Raw genomic sequence first — 16538 nt, 5'->3', positions numbered from 1 at the left:
ATGACTGAGAATCCGCCGCTTCCCATCACGCCGCCCTCCGTAGATTGGTGGATGACGTCACGGTGCAACCTGACCTGCGACTATTGCTGGGGTCCAGTGCCCACGAAGGATGACAATTCCCTTCGCGCGATCATCGCAGAGTCCATTCTCGCGTCCCAGACCCCCGCTGTGACCTTCTGCGGCGGTGAACCCCTGGTAGTCGGCGATGACGTCTGGCACTACTCGCGTGCATTCCGCGGCCAGGGCAAGAAGACGATCCTGAACACCAACGGCGAGCTCCTGGAATCGTCATTGAGCCGAGACCCCGCAAGGAGGCTCGTCGACCACTTCGACGTGATCGGCATATCCATGGATGCGTGCGATCCCGACGTCCACCGGGACATGCGTGGCAAGCGAGCCACTCTCGCGAAGGCCATGAGGGCGGTGTCCCTGGTGCAGGAATCGGGCGTCCAGCTGAAGATCGCCACCGTCGTCAGCAGCGTCAACCAGCACCACATCGCCGAGATGGCCCGTGTCGTGAACGACGTGATCCGGCCCAGCGTCTGGCGCCTCTACCAGTACAGCTCTCGAGGTGAGTACAACCGTGGGGTCGACCGCCATGCGCTGCCCACCGCAACCTTCCAGTCGGTCACGGCGGAGGCCATGGAGATCGCCGGTGACGTGAAGGTCGCTGCCTCCGACAGCGACACAGCCAGCTGCTTCATCGTCTCCCCGGAGGCGAAGATCCTCCTGCCGAGGGGAGACACCTACGAGATCCTCGGCGATGTGCGGCACGACTCCATCGACTCCCTCTGGAGGCAGGACCCGCTCGCTCCCGAGGTGGTCGCGTACAAGAAGTGGCTGCAGAAGCTCTGATGCGGGCGTTGCTGTATGCGAACACGGATGGTGTAGCGAACATGTACCACGGCTCGGGAGTCCAGACGCGGATCCTCATGGATGCCTGGGCCTGTGTCGAGGCCAAGTTGCAGGTCGCCGATTGTGGACGCTGGGACCTTCACGTCGCTGTGCACGACTGGACGATCCCGAGCTCCGACTACCGGGTCGACGACGACATGTTGGAGAGTTCCCTCGCGAGGGCGAATGCGTCGGGGATCCGCATCCATCGCCTTCCGCATGATGCGCGGAACCCCCTGTGGGCGTACGCGAAGTGGGCGGAGTTGAGTTCCTCGGCGGCGGATCTCCTCTCCCAGCTCGCCGAAGAATACGACCAGGTCCTGTTCATCGGCGTGGACGTCCCGTATGCGCTCGTGCGGGAGTGCTGCGAGAACACCCTCCCCGGATGGAAGCTAGACAAGATCCTCTTCGCTCTGGCCTTCCATTCGTCCGCGGTCGTCGACGGCCAGGGTTGGATCCCTGGGAGGGAAGCCCTGGAACGCGAGTACGTGCGCCGTGCCAACGAAGACGCTTCTACGTTCATAACGACATTGACGCCCTTCTTCGACGGGAAGATCGAGCGGGACTACGGAGCGCGGTCGGACGCCTGGATGCGCCTGGGCCACGGGGTCTCCTCGGGCGCCGCTGAGATGGCGCCGTACACGGCCGCGGAGTGCGCGTCGGTCGTCGAGGGGTTCGGAATTGACCGGACCCTTCCCCTTGTCGTGCACTTCGGGCGAGACCATCCCATGAAGAGGATCCCCTTCGCCATCGAAGCGGTCTCCCGAGTCAGAAGGCCATGCCATCTGGTGCTCATCGCAGCCATTCCGGGGAGCCATGAGCTCGACGGTGCGGCTCCCCACGCTGTGCAGCTGCGCCGGGAGATCGAGTCGTACGACTACATCACCCGGTTCGAGAGGGAGCTCCCGAGGGCTCTCGCCGGCCTCCCTGAGACCGTCGCGTTCCTGCTCTCTGCCGAAGGCGAGCCGATGGGGCAGATACCGCAGGAAGTCGCGTGCTGGTCACGGGACGCAGCGCCCGTCATCGTCGCACCGAGGCACGGTGGGTACCAGGATCAGCTAGCAGACGGCGAGACGGGCTTCATGTTCGACGTGACCGATGTCGAGTCGTTCACCGGGGCCATCGAGCGCGCGATGGACGCGCCCGTGTCAGACCGCAGGAGGATGTCAGCCGCGATGAGGGAGCAGGTGCTCACCAAGTTCGATGCCGCGACGAACTTCTCCGAGCTGCTCGTGTCGATCGAGGCAGGTGCCTACGGGCGCACGTCACAGGACGACAAGGCGGACGCCGAGTGAACCAGCCCAGCGCGACGGTGATCGCCGACAGCACCTACGAGTCAGGCGTGAGGTTGACGACGTTGGAAGTGCGCTTCCACCGGTTCATGCTGCCTCAGTTCAACTCGCACAGGGTCTTCTCTCGGAACTCGTCGAGCAGCAGGGCAGTACCGGTGTCCCGACAGCTCTCCAGCATGAGCGTGGGACAGGCGGAGCCGCTCGCATGGCCTGCGGAACGACGTGGCATGCAAGGCGGGGACGCCTTGGAGGACGCGGAGACGGTGAAGGGCATCTGGCGGGACATCGGGCGATTCGCCATGGACCGCGCTGCGGATCTGCAAGCCGCCGGCCTGCACAAGTCCGTCACCAATCGTGTGCTCGAGCCTTTCATGTGGCATACCAGCGTCGTGACGTCCACCGCCTGGGACAACTTCTTCCTCCAGCGAGATTCTGAGCTGGCCCAACCCGAGGTCCGGGCCCTCGCGAAGGCGATGTCGGATGCGCGCTCGGGGTCCGTCCCTCGACAGTTGCCTGCAGGCGGGTGGCACCTGCCCTATGTCACCGACCGCGACGTCGAGGAGGACGGTGCCCGAGGTGATCTGCTCGCCCGCATCAGCGCAGCCCGCTGCGCCCGGACGTCGTACCTGACGCACGATGGCAATGCCGACCCCGAAGCGGACCTCAAGCTCTTCGACAAGCTGGTGTCCGCGGACCCGCCGCACTGGTCGCCGCTCGAGCACGTCGCCACGCCGTGGCCCGAGAACCGGAACAAGGGCGAATTGCGTTTCACGGATCGAAATGGGAGGCAGCACGACCTGCCGCTCGAGCATCTGCCCCGCGTCGGGAACCTGCTCGCGTGGCGTTCGTTGCGGACAGAGGTCGAGGCGTCCAAGGGCGCGAGGACCTTCGCATGACCGGGACCAGGCCGCCGCGATCGACTTGCCGCATGGGCCGTCGCCCGAACAGGGGATCCGACCACGATGACTGACGCCCCCCACTGCATCTTCCTCAACGGTCTACCCGGATCCGGGAAGTCCACGTTCGCGCGGAGCTTCATCGAGTCCAGGCGGGGGTGGTTGAACCTCGACGTCGATGTGATCCGCGGTCTGCTGGGGACCTTTCACGTGGACTTCCTGAGTGCAGGTGCCGAAGTCCAACCGCTCGCGCTCGCGGTGCTCCGCGAGCAGATCGCGGCAGGTGGGAACGTCATCTTCCCTCAGCTGTTCTTCGTCCCGGAAGAGGCACGCCCTTTCGAGGAGGCTGTGGTGGCGGGTGGCGGACACGTGCATCGCGTGTTGCTCAAGGAGGAGACCGCGGAATGCTGGCGCCGAGTCGAAGGGAGGGCGAACCGCGCACCTTCTGGATCGGTCGAACAGAAGATCCTGACGATGCTGTCCGCCTCCGGGGGCGTGGACGAGCTCCAGCGCATCGAGACGCAGCTGTTCGCCTGGATGGATCTCCCGGAACCGCTACGCGTGATCACGTCCGCCACGCCCTTCAGCGAGGTCGCTGCGCTCGCGTACGAGTGACCCGCGCGGAGCTCGGGTCCAATGACAATGAGGAGCCGGTCGGACGCGTGTGCGGCCCATCGGTCTGTGCCTGCCGATGCCTACACCGGCGGGGAGGGAGTGCGATGCTGCGTGACGACAAGGCGCTCATCCTCGGTCTGATCGTCGACACTTTCGGAACCGGCGCCTTCGCTGCGAGCTCGCTGATCTTTTTCGTCGCTGTCCGAGGCGTCGATGTCTCGGAGGTCGGGCTGGCTGTGACAGTCGGGACGATCCTGTCCTTCAGCACGCTCCCACTGGCAGAACGGGTCGTCCTCGCGATCGGCGCCCGGAATGCGGTAGCCGTGGCGAGTGCGGTGTCCACCGCTGGGCTGATCCTGTGTGGGCTGACGGTCGGCTTTTGGAGCATCCTCGCCGCTTCGTTCGTGCTCACGGTCGGGGACAGGGTGCACTCCGCCGCCTGGCCGATCCTCGCCTCGCAGCGATTCCCCGACAGCGACATCGCCGTCGTATTCGGCAAGTTCACGGCCATCAAGTCCGCCACGATGGGCACCGGCGCAGCCCTCGCGGCAGTCGCCGCGTATCAGCTCGGGGTGGGGGCGTATACGCTGCTGTTCGTCGTGAACATGGTCACGACCGCGGCTTCGATCCTGCTGACGCTCGCCGTCCCGAGCGGTCGAGACGGAGGAGAGCGGCCATCGCGGAGACTGCAGGTGTGGCGCACGTTGGCGGACACGCGATTCATGACCTTGCTGATCTCCCAAGCCTGCCTCTCCTTCGTCTGGCTCGCCCCGACCACCCTGCTCCCGCTCCTGATCGTCGAGCACCTGGGATTGCCTGCGGGGGTCGCTGCGCTGGTCGTCGCGGTGCGATACGCGATGATCTTCCTATTGCAGGTTCCCATCGTGAATGCGGTCCACGGACGCTCGCGTTGGTGACAGACCGCCGTGTCGAGTGGCGCTTCCCTGCTCGCGCTCGTCGCATATCTGCTGACCCTCGTCCTCGCTCATGACTCTTGGGTGATGCTGCTGATCCTGGGCGGGTGCCTTGTCTCGCTGGGGGAGATGGTCGCCCGTCCCACGGGCACCGCGTGGGCTCTGCGGATCGCGCCGTCGGGGGAAGCGAGCAGCTACATGTCCACCTTCCAGCTCGCGTCCTTCACGCCGTACGCCCTCGCCCCGACGCTCGCTGCTCTCGCCGTCGCGCACCCCGCGGTGGTCATCTCGATCCTCGGTGCGCTCGTCGCCGTAGGCGCAGTGGCGTCCAGCCCGTTGATCAGACAGGCGCCTCTGGAGGTGAGCGCCGGATGACCGTCTACGTCGTGCTCGCCCACCGTGATCCGACCGCGGTCCGCCGACTCGCCAGGGTGCTCGCGCCGAGCACCGTTGTGCTCCATGTCGACGCCCGCGAAGACGCGGGTGCGTACTCGGGCGACGACATCCACGTGGTTCCCGACCGCACGGCGGTCAACTGGGCGGGATACTCGACCTTGGACGCCATCAACGCGTCGATGGGAGTGGCCCTCGAGCTGGCTGGCGACGGTGAGTACATCGTCATGCTATCCGGCGAGTGCTTCCCCGCTCGGCCCCTGGCGGAGTTCGAGTCCCATCTGGCATCCGTCCCCTCTCGTCAGTACTGCAATGGAGGTGGGATGCTCGACTCTCGACCTGAATCGCTGGCGAGGATCACACGCCGCTGGCTGTTCGATGCGATCCCCTGCCGGCCGGATGTGGGGGGCATCACGGCCTGGAGATGGCGCCTCCTCAAGACCATCGCGATCCTGGCACCGCGACGACGAGCTTCCCACTGGCGCGGAATGGAACCGGTCGGGGGCAGTCTGTGGTTCGCGCTCACCCGGGAGTGCGTCGCTGACCTCCTCGACAGGGCATCAAGCCAGGGTGTTCGACGGATGTTCCGCAACACCTACGGACCGGACGAGCTGGTCTGGCACACGCTGCTATACGACTCGCCCTGGGTCGCGCACACGCCGGAGGGCGCCATCGTGCCCCGCGGTGAGCGGCGGACTCGCAGCTACGCGAACTTCCACTTCCTCAGCTCAGGCCGATATCTCGACCTGTCTGATCACGACGACATCAAGGCATCCGGCAGCTACTTCTGCAGGAAGCTCCGTTCGCCCGAGAGCGATTCGCTGACGGCGGTGCTGATGCGGGACATCCATGCCGGGCTCATGGGAGAGGAGAGCGATCAGTGAGGAAGATGCACTTGGGAGTTGTCCCCCTGGGCTCGGGCGGGTACGGGCAGCACCGGTTGTGGCGCGACCCGAGCATTCCCGCCGACGCCAGCGTCAACCTCGAGTGGTACAAGAAGCTGGTCGGGATGAGCGAGGCGGCGGCCTTCGACTTCATGTTCCTGGCTGACAGCCTGCACGTCGGCCCGAGGAGCTCCCCGCATTCGCTCAACCGGTTCGAGCCGTTCACGCTCCTCTCGGCACTGGCGATGCACACTCGTCGGATCGGTCTGGTCGCGACCGGGTCGACGAGCTACAGCTCCCCGTTCGACCTCGCTCGTCGGATCGCTTCCGTCGACCTCCTCAGCGATGGCCGGGCGGGATGGAACATCGTGACGACAGGGGACCCCGCGACAGCGAGGAACTTTAATCGCTCCTCTCACTACACCCCGGAAGAGCGCTATGCCATGGCGCACGAGCATGTCGAGGTGGTGACAGGGCTCTGGGATTCCTATGAGGACGACGCCTTCCTGTACGAGAAGGAGAGCGGGGTGTTCGTCGATCCTGGCAAACAGCACGCCCTCGATCACCACGGGAAGCATTTCAACGTGGCGGGACCGCTCAACATCCAACGCAGCAGGCAAGGGCGCCCCGCACTGTTCCAAGCGGGCGACTCGGCACCCGGACGCGACCTGGGCGCGGCAGCGGCAGATGCGATCTTCACGAACGCGTCCCGTCGTCCGGAGCTGAAGAGATTCAGCGATGACGTCCGTCGACGCGCGGCGGCACGCGGGCGTTCCCCGAGGGACGTGCTCATCTTCCCGAGCGTGAGGATCGTGGTCGGGGATACGGATGCCGAGGCGCGCGAACTCGCGCACGAATACCAGGAGCACGATCACCCGTTCGAGGAGTCGTTCGACGAGATGCGTCGTTGGTTCGGCTGGTACGAGTTCGACCCGGATGGGTTGGATGAGCCATTCCCCCTCGACGCGGTGCGCGCCTCCACCCATGCGTACCGCTCACGGGCCGAGCGGGTGACACGAGATGCCGCTTCCCTGGGCCTGACGCTCCGGCAAGCCGTCGAGCGTCAGCGACAGGCGCAACAGAGCGAGTTCGTCGGCTCCCCGGGGAGGGTCGCCGACCTCCTCCGAGAATGGTGGTCGTCCGGCGATTGCGACGGATTCATCATCGGAGCAGATCGACCCCATAACTTCCACCGCATCGTCACGGAGGTGATCCCCATCCTGCAGGACCACGGCGTGTTCAGGCGGGACTACGAGGCGGACACCTTGCGCGGTCACCTCGGACTCCCGGTCGCTCCCAATCGCCGCTCCACGTCGACCGCGATCCGCTGAGCGACGGGCTCAGTGACTCGCCCCGCCGAATCCGCTGGGCGTGCTGCTCGAGTCAGCCGGCTCCCACGATCTGAGTCGTGCTCACCGAGGCGCCCCCCGGCGGAAGGCGCGGTGGGAGTGCGCGTCGAGGACGTCCACTCTGATGCCCTTCCGAGCCATGCCTACGCGGACGCGCCAGCGCGAGTCATGTTCCGGCCGGCGGCGATCCGGCGGGCCGGACCCTCGGACCCGGTCCCTCCGACATCGTCGATCGTCGATCGTCGATCGTCGTTCGAACTCGAGGACACGAGCTCCTGCGCGCCCACGCTCGACCGACGGACACCGTCGTCGCGGCATGATCGAGAGACGGAGACCACGCGCGTCGCCCGTCGGCGGCGGGCGGCTCCGAGGTGCGCGGTCGTGGACCTCGCGAAGGCAGGCACCTGCATGATCCACGAGACCCATCTCGCCGCGCTGCCGGCCTTGGTGGGCGCGGCCCGGTCTCAGGCGCGCAGCAGCACGTCGAGCGTGACGGCGAGGTGCCGGTCGATCGCCCCGCGCGCGGCCTCGGCATCGCCCGCGGCCAGCGCGTCGACGATGCCGGCGTGCTCCTCGCAGACCCGGTCCTGCCGGTCGGTCGCGCGGTAGAGCGCCTCGACGCCGACGAGGATCTGCCGGGCGCGGAGCTTCGCGTAGGTGCGGCTCATCAGCTCGCTGCCCGCCGCGTCGACGAGGAGCTGATGGAAGCGGCGGTCGTGCTCGATGAACTCCCGGCCGCTCTCGCGCGGCGGCGTCGCGACCATGGCGCGCTGCTGCTCGAGCACCTCGCGCATCGCGTCGAGCGGCGTGCGGTCGTGCTCCACGGCGCTCGTGGCGGCGTGCCGCTCGAGGACGCCGCGCAGCTCCATCAGCTCGGCGATCTGGCGGCCGGTGATGACGGGGATCCGCGCGCCGCGCTTCGGGATCATCTCCACCAGGTCGTCGGCGGCGAGCAGCAGCAGTGCCTCCCGGACGGGCGTGCGCGAGACGCCGATGTGCTCGGCGAGCTCCTGCTCGTTGAGGAACGCCCCCTGCTGGTCGGGGTCGGTGAGGACGTGCGCGTGGAGGAACTCGTAGGCCCTCTCGCGGCCGGAGAGGGCGCTCGCCGAGGTGCCTGGATCGCCCGCCCGTTCTCGCATACGCTATGTATACATCACGAGGAGGACCATGCGAGTAGCGCTAGCCCAGATCATCAGCTCCCCGGATCCCGCGGACAACCTGGCACGGATCACCGCGTTCGCGGAGGACGCCGCGCGGCAGGGCGCCGAGCTCGTGGTGTTCCCGGAGGCGGCGCAGCGCGCGTTCGGGAACCCGCTGCCCGAGATCGCGGAGCCGCTCGACGGGCCGTGGGCCTCCGGCGTGCGGGCGGTGGCGGACCGGCTCGGCGTCGTGATCGTCGCGGGCATGTTCACGCCCGGCGCCGACGGCCGCGTGCGCAACACGCTCCTCGTCGCCCGGCCGGCCTGCCAGGAGGCCGCGGGCGCCGGCTCGTACGACAAGATCCACCTCTTCGACGCGTTCGGGTTCCGCGAGTCCGACGCCGTCGACCCGGGCGAGAGCGTCGCCGTGATCGAGGTCGGCGGCACGCGCGCGTCGCTCGCCACCTGCTACGACGTGCGCTTCCCCGCGCTCTTCCTCGCGGGCGCCGACCAGGGCGCCGCCGTCAGCATCGTCTGCGCGAGCTGGGGCGCCGGCCCCGGCAAGGCCGACCAGTGGGACCTCCTGCTCCGCGCCCGCGCGCTCGACTCCACGACCTTCGTGGTCGCGGTCGGCCAGGGCGACCCCGCGACGCTGCCGGCCGGATCCCGCGGCCACGACCCGGCGAGCGGCGCGCCCACGGGCATCGGCCGCAGCGCGGTGGTCTCGCCGCTGGGCGAGGTGCTGCACCGCCTCGGCGGCGAGGAGGACCTGCTCGTCGTCGACATCGACCCGTCGGCCGTCGAGGCCGCGCGCGGCACGCTGCCCGTGCTCGCGAACCGGCGTCGGGGGCTCGAGTGGGGCGCCTGAGCTGGGTCAGTCGAGCACCCGCTCCCCCCGGCCGTCCCGGGACCCCGCCGTCGGGCGGACGCCCCGGAGCCCCATCGCGAGTCCGGAGGCGATCGCCCCGATCGCCCCGATGGCGACGAGCACGCCCCAGCTGCCCGTCGCGCCCACGGCGGCGACGGCCGTCCCGATCACGGGCGGCATGAGGGCGGCCGTCAAGCCCCAGGACGACCCGACCACGCCGAGCGCGGCCACGTGCAGCGACGCGGGGGTGCGGGCGAGGACGACGGGGACCATGCCAGCCGTGAGGAGCAGCTCGCACAGGGTCCAGCCGACGCCGAAGACCAGCCAGCTGTCCGTCGCGGCGACCGCGACCGCGGTGGCCGCCGCCGCGCAGAAGCCCGCGACGAGGTAGGCGGACGCCCACCCGTCGCGCACGACGCGCAGCACCAGCGGCTGCGCGACGATCAGGAGCACCACGTTCGTCAGCGCGGCGTACACGTAGGAGTCGGGGCTCGCGGTGGTGAGCGCGAACTGCATGCCGAGCCCCTGCATCACCGCGGTCGCCCCCGTCGCGACGACGAGCGCCGCCCTCAGGCGCACGACCGTGCCGCGGACGCCGAGCGGGACCGGGGGCGCGGTCCGGGCGACCGCCTCCGTGCGGGGGATGAGGCTCGCGGCCGCCAGCAGCACCCCGCCCTCGACGGCGAAGAGCGGCCCGAGGTCCGCGCCGGACGCGGCGACGACCCCGGCGATCCCGGTCGCCACGACGCCGCCGACGTTCGCGGTCCAGGAGATGACCGACTGGGTGCGGGCCTGGCGGTCCGCCGGGGCGGCGACCGTGAGGAGCGTGCCGATGAGCGAGCGCGCGAGGCTCGACGTCGCCCCGATCGCGCACATGGCGGCGCAGGGAAGCGGGAGCGGCGCGCCCGCCGTGAGCGGCAGGAGGACCAGGGCGGTCCCGTTGAGCACGAGCGTGCCGACGAGCACGGGTCGGAGCGGGCGCTCCCCGGCGAGCAGGCCGACGGCGGCCGGGAGCAGGACGGATCCGACGCCGAACGCCGTGAGGATCACCGCGATCTCGGCCGTCGTGCGCTCCTCGCGGAACCAGACCACGGCGACGATCGACGTGAAGCCCGCCGCGCGCACGAGCACCAGCAGGGTCAGGAGGCGGCGGGACAGCCGCGTCGCGACCGGGCTCATCCCATGACCCAGCCGACGAATCCCGCCAGGCCGTCGTGCGCATCCGCGGTCGCTGCCTGTCCGCCCGCGTCCCGGGGCCGCGCGACGAGGGCGCGCGTGAGGCCGCCGAGGTCGAGGGCGTCCCGCGCGCCGAGCCCCCTGCGGCGGCCGGGCGCTCCCGCGGCCCCCAGGCGCGGCAGCTCGCGATCGGCGAGCAGGGCGAGGTCGCGGAGGCGCAGCGTCGCGTCCCGCCGGGGCAGCCCGAGGCGCAGGATCCACCAGCGGAGCGCGGCCGGCCCGTGCTCCGCGAGGAGACGGGAGGCGGTGATGCCGTCCGCCGCGGCGGACTGCGGCGACCGCCCGTCGACCGTCACGTGGTGGTGCACGTGGACGACGTCCGCGCCGGGCAGCCCGAGCGCGGTGCAGAGCAGCGGGACGAGGGTCAGGTGCAGGTTGGCGAGGCCCTTCCCGCAGACCTGGACGCGCGCGCCGGACGCCGCCCAGTCGCCGTCCGGCCGGGGGAGGAGGTAGCTGCACGCGGCGACGAAGCCCGAGTGGACGACCTGCTCGGCATCGCCCGGGACGGGCACCCCCGCTCCGCCGGTGCGCTCGGCGGGGCGCGAGACGCTGAGGCGGGCGGGCGGAGCGGGCGCGGCGCGGGCGAGCGCCGCCGCGGGTCCGCGGACCGCCACGGCGTCGCGCCAGGACGTGATCGCCTCCGTGAACGGGCCGGTCCGCAGGAACCAGTTGCGTTCCGAGCGGAGCACGAGATCCGTCCCGCCGCAGGTCGGGCAGCTCGCGGTCGATCCCGCCGTGTCGGCCAGCGTCCTGCACGCGGAGCACTGCATCCGCTCGTAGGTCCCGCTCTCGAGCGCGCCGCGGGCGTCGAGCTCGGACCACGCCGCGCGGGCCAGGTCCCGCAGGGCGGGCGTGCCCGTCCCCGCGACGACCACGGGCGGTCCCGCGATGCGCCGCGCGATCCCCGCCAGGTGCGAGAGGTCGGGCGACGGCCCGGCCGCGACGGCCGGGATGCTGTGCTCGTCCCGCGTCGCGACGACGACCGCCCCCGCCCGCGTGTTGCCGCCGCCCGCGCGCGCGGACGCGATCGCCCCCGCGACCACGAGGTCGACCGCGTACCCCACGTGGTCGTAGGAGTGGGCGGACGCCGGGGGCACCGTGACGACGAGGCGACCGGGCATCAGTACAGCGCGTTCCCGATGTAGTTCGGCAGAGCCTGGAGACGGCGCTCCAGGTCGTCGAGGTCCGCGGGGTACTCCTCCCGGTACCGCTGCGTGATGCGGTCGACGCCGTACCAGTCCCGAGGGGGGCCGTCCGGCGAGTAGCGTGCCGCGATCTCGTCGTACAGCGGCGTGCCCGGGCGCAGGAACAGCTGGTTCAGGCCGAAGTAGCCGGGGATGGTCGCCGCCCAGTCGACGATCTCGCCCGACCGGCAGGTGGGGTCGTCGGGCAGTCCCAGGAGCACGAACGCGAAGGGGGTGATGCCCGCGTGCGAGAGCTTCTCGATGGCCTGCTGGATCTTCTCGGCCGGGATCCGCTTGCCCACCCCCGTCTCGCTCACCGCCGGCGACTCGGCCCCCAGCCACATGCCGCGGCACCCGGCCTCCGCCCAGTCGCCGACGTCGGTGCGGAGCACGACCTCGGTGCGGGTCTGGCCGGTCCAGCTCACGCCGCGCCCCGTCAGCTCCCGGCACAGGTCGGTGTAGAACGACCGGTGCAGGCCGAAGACGTAGTCGAGGAAGAAGATGTCCGACACGCCGCGGGAGGTCTGCTGCTCGATGGTCGCCAGCGTCGTCTCGACCGGCTCGGCGCGCATCCTCGTGCCGAAGGGGAGATGGCAGAAGGAGCAGCCGTAGGTGCAGCCGCGCACGCCCAGGACGATGCCGCAGGTGCTGCGGTGCAGGGATCCGTCCGTGAAGGTCTCCGCCGTGTAGGCGCCGGCGTCGATCAGGTCGTAGTCGGGGACGGGCAGGCGCTCGGGCTCCAGCGGGGCGAAGCGACCCGAGGCGGGCAGCACGCGGGACAGGGGGATGCCGCCCTCCTCGAGCAGGCCCACCGCTCCGACGGCCGCCGCGTCGGCCTCGCCGCGCGCGACGTAGTCGACGCCCAGGTCCTCCAGCGTGGGCTGCGGCAGCTGCGTGCCGTGCGGGCCGACGGCGATGACGCGCGCCCCCGGCCACCGGTCCCGGATCCCCTCCACCGACCGCCGGACGGGTCCGAGGTCGAGCGGATAGCACTGGGCCCGGTCGGCGATGGCGGTCACCACCACGACGTAGGCCGGGTCGGGCGCGGTCGGCGGGGCGTCCGCGACGCGCTGGTCCCAGATCGCGACGTCGTGTCCGTCGCGGGCGAGCACGGATGCGGCGATCAGCGCATCGAGCGGGTGCTGCAGGAAGTCGCGGGCGAATTCGTCCTCGACGATGGTGAACATGACGTGCGTCATACCGGTTCCTCTCTCTCAAGGCGCTGCTGGATTCGGTGGATGAGGTCGGTGGTGCGGAGCGAGGTCTCGTCGATCCGTCGCGGGGACGTCCGGGCCGGGTCGGAGAGGAAGCCGCGCAGCTGCGCGACGTGCGGGGCGAGCCAGTCCGCGGCGACGTCGGGCACGGCGGTCTGGCGCGCGTACACGCCGGCGTCGGGGACGTCGGCGGCCGGCGGCGCGAGATCGACGACGACGGCCCCGGACTCGACCACGAGCGCTCCGGCCGTGCCCTCGAACGACACGCGCGGCGCGCGCCCCGGGTAGGCGAGGGTCGTGTAGCGCAGCGTGGTGAGGCAGCCGGACGCGTGGTGGAGGACCGCGGCGGACGGAGCCAGCCGCGGGACGGGTCGCGTCCGGGAGGCGCTCGCAGGTGCCGGGGCGACCGTGATCCGGTCGACCGGCCCGAGGCACCAGACCGCGAGGTCGAGCTCGTGGTACGCGAGGTTCCACAGCTCGTGCTCCGAGCGGGCGGGCGACGCGGCGAAGTACGCGTCCGACCGCCACAGCGGGAGGTCCACGAGCGCGCTGCGGACCGATCCCAGCCCGCCCGCGCGGATCCGGTCGCGCGCCCGGCCCCACGCCTCGACGTGGCGCAGCTGGCTGACGACCTGCACGCTCCGTCCCGCCTCCTCCGCGTGCCGGTTCAGCGCGCGGGCGCCGGCGGCGGTGAGCGCCGCCGGCTTCTCGATGAGCACGTGCGCCCCGACGTCGAGCGCGCGGTGGGCCAGCGCCTCGTGGGTGTCGGGCGGGGTCGCGATGATCACCGCGGACGGCGGGCCCTGGGCGAGCGCGTCGTCCGTGGAGCCGACGACGTCGCGGTCGTGGAGCGGCGTCCACGGCGCCGCGGACCCGCGCGTCCCCACGTGCAGCCGGCCCACGAGCGGCACGAGCTCCGGCCGGGTGCGGATCAGGCGGTGGTAGGCGCGTCCCATCGCGCCGTAGCCGAGGAGCGCGACGTCAGGCGAGGGCATGGGATCGGCCGCGCTGCCGGGCGGCAGGCGTCCCGAGCTCGAGGAGGAGGTCGGTGTGCTCGATCATGTCGAGGTCGATGTCGATGCGCCGCGGCCGTCGGGTGACGAGCCGCAGGAGGGAGTCGCGCATCGAGATCCGCAGCGGGTCGTCGGGGATGGTCCGCACCCGGTCGCCGCCCGGGCCCTCGTGCACGAGCAGGGCCGTCCGCCCGCGCGGGAACGTCGTCGCCGACGCGTACGACGGGGAGAGCCACAGCGTGATCCGCTCCCGCCCGTCGTCCAGCTGCACCACGCGGTGGTTCGCCGGGTCGCACCCGTCCCCGCCCCATCCGTCGGCGGGGACGAGGCCCGACGCGCCGGTGATCCGGCTGTGCAGCATGACGGCGCGCCCGCTCGCGCAGGTCGTGGCGTAGCGCGCCTCGACGAGGTGCCCGTCGGGGGCGAGGACGTCGAGCGAGGAGCGGGAGGGCGACGTGTCCCGCAGGTCGTCGCCGGTCACCCCGAGGGACCGCGCGATGGCGTAGATGTGGGGCCACTCGTATCCGAGCACGCCGGCCACGCGGTCGGTGAAGCGGCCGCGGGCCTCGTCCGGCCTCCGGTCCTTCACGAAGCTGACGCTGAGCGCGTGGGACGGGCGGATGCGCGCCTCGTGCCCGAGCGCGCGGATCGCGATGCTGTCGTGGTACTGCGACGCCACCTCCAGGACGAGGGACGGGTGCTCCGCCAGGAGGGCGCGCAGGGCGGGGAGATCCTCGGGGGAGCAGATCGGCTTCTCCACGAGCACCGCCGCGGACGGCTCGCGGGCGACGATGTCCCGGATCGTCCGCAGGTGCGCCGCCGTCGGCGTCGCGACGATCCAGATCGCTGGCCCGTCGGGCGCGCTCGCCACGTCCCGATGGACGGGGAGGGACTCGGCCCGGGGATCGAGCTCCGGATCGACGAGCTCGACGTCGTGCCCCATCCCCACGAGGAGCACGGCGCGCAGCCGTCCGATGCGGCCGCCGCCGACCACCGTCACGCGCACGTCCGGCCCTCGCGGAAGTGGTGCTCGTAGTACCGGGCGAAGAGGCCGGACTCGCGGACCCACGCGTCCACGTCCGCCAGCTCGACGCGCGCGTCCGCCTCGCCCTCCACGCGCTCCGCGAGCCTGCCGAGCACGATGAAGGTCGCCGCGCGGTACAGGTCGTAGCCGCCGTTCGGGATCCCCTCGAAGCGGTGGAGGTTGAACGACCGGCCGTCGCCGAGGACGGTCGGCCCGCCGGCGCCCTCGCGGTCGCGGAGGGCCGACAGGTCGGCGGTCGCGAAGGCGGTCACGTAGGAGGTGGCGGGCAGGGACGCGAGCGTGGCGGCGTCCGCGATCGGCTCGCCGGTGCTGGAGATGAGGAGCGTGGGACGCAGGGCGACCGCCTCGTCGATCGAGGGCGTCGTCTCGAAGCCCTCCTCGGCGGCCGCGATGAGCTGGAGGTGATCGGTGTCCACCACCACGACGCGACAGCCGAGCGAACGCAGCCCGCGGGCCATCCGCGCGCCGAGCGTGCCGAAGCCCACGCTGACGACGCGCTTGCCGATGAGCTTCTCGCCGCGCAGGGCCTCCCGGAGCCGACGGAGGCACGAGTCCGCGATCTCGTCGTAGCCGATGCGCTGCTTGACCTCCGAACGCGCCATGTTCGCGACGGGGAGGTCGCGGGCGAGCGGGCTGCGGGCCAGGCGCTTGAGGCCGCTGACCGTGAGCTCGACGGCGGCGTCGGGGCGCTCCCGCAGCACGGGATCGCCGCGGTGGTCGGTCAGCCCGAGGAGCCCGCCGTCGTCGACCATCACGACGCGCTGACCGGATCCGTGGGCGTCGACGATGAAGCGGTCGACCGCGCGCGCGGACGCGACGGCCCGCGCGGCCTCGGCCGGCGGGGCAGTGCCGTCGACCGCGGAGTTGTCGAGGCGTCGCACGTCCACGCCGAGCGCGCGCAGGGTCGCGGCGATGCGCACGCGGTTGAGCGTCTGATCCCCCTTGTCCAGCACGAGCACGTCCTCCGGCCGCAGCCCGGATGCGAGCAGCGCGCGGACGAGCCCGAGGGAGTTCTCCACGAGGTGGTCCCGGAACACGACGCGCCAGCCGCCCGCCGGGAAGGCGTGCGCGCAGGACGCCCAGGCCAGCATCGGCATGGCGTCGGAGATGACCGTCTGCTCCTCCTCGGAGAGGCAGCGGTCATGGGACCGGATCGCGTCGTGGAGGAGGTCCGCGACCTCCGGGACGTCCGTGCGCACGGTGGCGTGGAAGGGGCGGCTCGACGGGTTCGCGGGCAGGAGGGTCCGCGGGGCGGACGGGCCGAAGGCGGCCGTGACGTGCACGGCGCCGCCCCGCCCGTCGTGCCACGTCCGCTCGTAGAGCTCGGGGCCGTCGGCCCCCGCGGGTCCGTCCGGTCGGTGCCGGATGAGTCCGTTGTCCCGGGCGGCGGCGTCGAGGGCGGACAGGAGGAGGTGGGGAGCGGCCGTCCCGGAGATGGTGCGCTCGAGGGCCGAGGAGTTGGCGGTGGACGAAGATGCGGTGATCGAGGAACTGGTCACGCGGAGCACCGTATTGGCGCGTGAGCGCTAGGCCAAGCCCGTCCCGCGCCATTGCGGAAACGTGCTCGCCTGGTTAGTGTTCGCGCTCGCTGGCTCCTGGACG

The 16538-nt window shown here is 71.1% G+C and carries 16 protein-coding genes; 9 read left to right on the top strand and 7 right to left on the bottom strand.

The annotated features are described in order from the left end of the window. From B5P21_RS13390 to B5P21_RS13355, 8 genes are all read left to right on the top strand, one after another. Nucleotides 1-855 (top strand): radical SAM protein, encoded by an 855-nt coding sequence (locus tag B5P21_RS13390; RefSeq protein WP_045526854.1) that lies wholly within the window; start codon nucleotides 1-3, stop codon nucleotides 853-855. Next, entirely contained in the window at nucleotides 837-2189 is a 1353-nt protein-coding gene (locus tag B5P21_RS13385; protein WP_133064197.1) for a glycosyltransferase, read from the top strand. Before B5P21_RS13390 ends, B5P21_RS13385 begins: the two co-directional genes overlap by 19 nt. Next, the gene (locus tag B5P21_RS13380) at nucleotides 2186-3082 is read left to right on the top strand and encodes an FAD-dependent thymidylate synthase (protein WP_052663168.1); all 897 of its coding nucleotides are present in this window, start codon (nucleotides 2186-2188) and stop codon (nucleotides 3080-3082) included. Before B5P21_RS13385 ends, B5P21_RS13380 begins: the two co-directional genes overlap by 4 nt. Before the next feature lie 66 nt (nucleotides 3083-3148). Continuing rightward, on the top strand, nucleotides 3149-3697 hold the full coding sequence (locus tag B5P21_RS13375; RefSeq protein WP_052663169.1) for an AAA family ATPase: 549 nt from the start codon (nucleotides 3149-3151) through the stop codon (nucleotides 3695-3697). A gap of 104 nt (nucleotides 3698-3801) precedes the next feature. Then, on the top strand, nucleotides 3802-4614 hold the full coding sequence (locus tag B5P21_RS13370; RefSeq protein WP_165770617.1) for an MFS transporter: 813 nt from the start codon (nucleotides 3802-3804) through the stop codon (nucleotides 4612-4614). Between the two features lie 84 nt (nucleotides 4615-4698). Further along, the gene (locus B5P21_RS13365) at nucleotides 4699-4986 is read left to right on the top strand and encodes a hypothetical protein (RefSeq protein ID WP_133064196.1); all 288 of its coding nucleotides are present in this window, start codon (nucleotides 4699-4701) and stop codon (nucleotides 4984-4986) included. Continuing rightward, nucleotides 4983-5888 (top strand): beta-1,6-N-acetylglucosaminyltransferase, encoded by a 906-nt coding sequence (locus B5P21_RS13360; protein ID WP_094171261.1) that lies wholly within the window; start codon nucleotides 4983-4985, stop codon nucleotides 5886-5888. Before B5P21_RS13365 ends, B5P21_RS13360 begins: the two co-directional genes overlap by 4 nt. Before the next feature lie 5 nt (nucleotides 5889-5893). Continuing rightward, nucleotides 5894-7219 carry an NtaA/DmoA family FMN-dependent monooxygenase gene (locus B5P21_RS13355; protein WP_045530164.1) on the top strand — a complete coding sequence of 442 codons (1326 nt, stop codon included), beginning with the start codon at nucleotides 5894-5896 and terminating at the stop codon, nucleotides 7217-7219. Nucleotides 7220-7701: 482 nt separating this feature from the next. On the opposite strand, the gene B5P21_RS13350 is transcribed toward B5P21_RS13355, so the two are convergent. Then, nucleotides 7702-8376 carry a GntR family transcriptional regulator gene (locus B5P21_RS13350; protein ID WP_094171260.1) on the bottom strand — a complete coding sequence of 225 codons (675 nt, stop codon included), beginning with the start codon at nucleotides 8374-8376 and terminating at the stop codon, nucleotides 7702-7704. A 28-nt stretch (nucleotides 8377-8404) separates the two neighbouring features. On the opposite strand from B5P21_RS13350, the gene B5P21_RS13345 reads away from it, so the two are divergent. Continuing rightward, on the top strand, nucleotides 8405-9244 hold the full coding sequence (locus tag B5P21_RS13345; RefSeq protein WP_045526864.1) for a carbon-nitrogen hydrolase family protein: 840 nt from the start codon (nucleotides 8405-8407) through the stop codon (nucleotides 9242-9244). 6 nt (nucleotides 9245-9250) lie between these two features. Here the strand turns inward: B5P21_RS13345 and B5P21_RS13340 are convergent, their stop codons facing one another. From B5P21_RS13340 to B5P21_RS13315, 6 genes are read right to left on the bottom strand one after another with little or no spacing between them, the layout of a single operon-like run. Further along, nucleotides 9251-10423, bottom strand: a complete 1173-nt coding sequence (locus B5P21_RS13340) for an MFS transporter (protein ID WP_045526866.1) — start codon at nucleotides 10421-10423, stop codon at nucleotides 9251-9253. After that, a complete protein-coding gene (locus B5P21_RS13335) occupies nucleotides 10420-11601 on the bottom strand; it encodes a class I tRNA ligase family protein (protein WP_045526868.1) in 1182 nt (393 codons plus the stop codon). Before B5P21_RS13335 ends, B5P21_RS13340 begins: the two co-directional genes overlap by 4 nt. Next, entirely contained in the window at nucleotides 11601-12863 is a 1263-nt protein-coding gene (locus tag B5P21_RS13330; protein WP_045526870.1) for a B12-binding domain-containing radical SAM protein, read from the bottom strand. The genes B5P21_RS13335 and B5P21_RS13330 overlap by 1 nt, the downstream gene beginning before the upstream one ends. Beyond that, the gene (locus B5P21_RS13325; protein WP_094171259.1) at nucleotides 12860-13873 is read right to left on the bottom strand and encodes a Gfo/Idh/MocA family protein; all 1014 of its coding nucleotides are present in this window, start codon (nucleotides 13871-13873) and stop codon (nucleotides 12860-12862) included. The genes B5P21_RS13330 and B5P21_RS13325 overlap by 4 nt, the downstream gene beginning before the upstream one ends. Beyond that, nucleotides 13860-14897, bottom strand: a complete 1038-nt coding sequence (locus B5P21_RS13320) for a Gfo/Idh/MocA family oxidoreductase (RefSeq protein ID WP_045526874.1) — start codon at nucleotides 14895-14897, stop codon at nucleotides 13860-13862. The genes B5P21_RS13325 and B5P21_RS13320 overlap by 14 nt, the downstream gene beginning before the upstream one ends. After that, a complete protein-coding gene (locus B5P21_RS13315) occupies nucleotides 14888-16435 on the bottom strand; it encodes a Rossmann-fold NAD(P)-binding domain-containing protein (protein WP_045530166.1) in 1548 nt (515 codons plus the stop codon). The genes B5P21_RS13320 and B5P21_RS13315 overlap by 10 nt, the downstream gene beginning before the upstream one ends. Nucleotides 16436-16538: the final 103 nt, after the last annotated feature.

The sequence above is a fragment of the Clavibacter michiganensis subsp. insidiosus genome, assembly GCF_002240565.1.
GTDB lineage: Bacteria > Actinomycetota > Actinomycetes > Actinomycetales > Microbacteriaceae > Clavibacter > Clavibacter insidiosus.
This window is presented reverse-complemented; position numbering and strand designations above follow the sequence as displayed.